Below are 1,586 nucleotides of genomic sequence, written 5' to 3'. Positions count from 1 at the left end.
GACGAGGTCAGTTGGCGTGAGAGGAGGCTGTCGGGGTCGGTGTCGTCGCCGAGGACGTCCTGCTGCCACAGGGCGTAGTCGGCGTACTGGACCGGCAGCGGCTCCCAGTCGGGTGTCCTGCCGTCGAGCCGGGCGGTGTAGGCGGTGGACAGGTCCCGCAGCAGCGGTCCCGCCGACCAGCCGTCGGCCACGATGTGGTGCATCAGGAGCAGGAGCACATGCCGCTCGCCGCCGTCCACGGGGAACAGCGTGGCCCGGAACGGCACTTCGGCGCCGAGCGCGAAGAGGTGCCGGGCCGCCTCCGCCGAGGCCTGCTCCAGTTCGCCGGCCGTGACCTCCTGCACCGTGAACGCCACCTCGGTGTCGGCGGGCAGGACCACCTGGTGCGGCACGCCGTCACGCTCGGCGAACACGGTCCGCAGGCTCTCGTGCCGGGCCACCACGTCGGCCAGCGCCGTCCGCAGCGCCGGTACGTCCACGGGGCCGTCCAGGCGCAGCGCGAGCGGCACGTTGTAGGTGGATCCGCCGCCTTCGACGCGGTCGAGCATCCACAGCCGCCGCTGGGCGTACGACAGCGGAACCGTGTCCGGGCGCGGACGGGCCGAGGGCGCGGCGACGGCACGTGCGGCGCGGTCGAGCCGCCGGGCCAGCCCCTCGGGGGTGGGCGCCTCGAACAGGCCGCGGACCTCCACGTTGGGGGTCAGGGGCAGTGCGTCGAGCGGCACGATCGCCGACGGGACCATGTACTCGGGCAGGCGTTCGGCGGCCGGAAGCCGCGGATCTTGACCTGGTGGTCGGCGCGTCCGACGAACTCGAGCTGGCCGTCGTTCCGCCAGCGGACCAGGTCTCCGGTGCGGTACATGCGGGCCCCGGGGGCGCCGAACGGGTCGGCGACGAACCGGCCCGCCGTGAGCGCCGGACGCCCGAGGTAGCCACGGGCCAGCCCCGCACCGGACACGTACAGCTCACCGGGCACCCCGGCGGGAACCGGACTCGGTGGGGCCGTAGGCGTTGATCATGCGGCGGCCGGCGGACCAGGTGTCCACCAGGGCGGGCGGGCAGGCCTCGCCTGCCACGACCAGGGTCATGCCCTCGGGCAGGCCGTCCTCCGGCATGACGGGGAGCGCGGCGGGGGGCAGGGTCGCGTGGGTGACCCGGTGGCGGGCCAGTACGGCGGCCAGGGGTTCGCCGGGCAGGAGCTGATCGGCCGGGGCCATGACCAGCCGCGCCCCCGCCAGCAGCGCCATGCACACCTCCCACGCCGCCGCGTCGAAGCTCGGCGACGCGAACTGCAGCACCCGGCTGTGCTCGGTGACCTCGAAGGCGCGGGTCTGGGAGTACGACAGGCTCGCGATGCCGGAGTGGGTGACGACGACCCCTTTGGGGCGGCCGGTGGAGCCGGAGGTGTAGATGACGTAGGCGGGGGAGTCGGTCAGCAGTGGTGCGGTGCGTTCGGTGTCGGTGATGTCGGTGGTGTGGAGGGTGTTCAGGGGCAGTTCGTCCAGCGGGGTCGCGAGGACGTGGACGGGGCGGGAGTCCTCCAGCATGTAGGTGATGCGGTCGGCGGGGTATTCGGGGTCGACGGG

Annotated in this window: 1 pseudogene; it reads right to left on the bottom strand. The window is 73.8% G+C overall.

From position 1 onward, the window contains the following. A pseudogene (locus OO52_RS54945) lies at positions 1 to 1,586 on the bottom strand (AMP-binding protein); the annotation flags it as partial.

This window comes from Streptomyces flaveolus (genome assembly GCF_000716535.1).
Lineage (GTDB): Bacteria > Actinomycetota > Actinomycetes > Streptomycetales > Streptomycetaceae > Streptomyces > Streptomyces flaveolus_A.
Note: the sequence above shows the minus strand (reverse complement) of the source record. Positions and strands in the feature narration are given on the sequence as shown.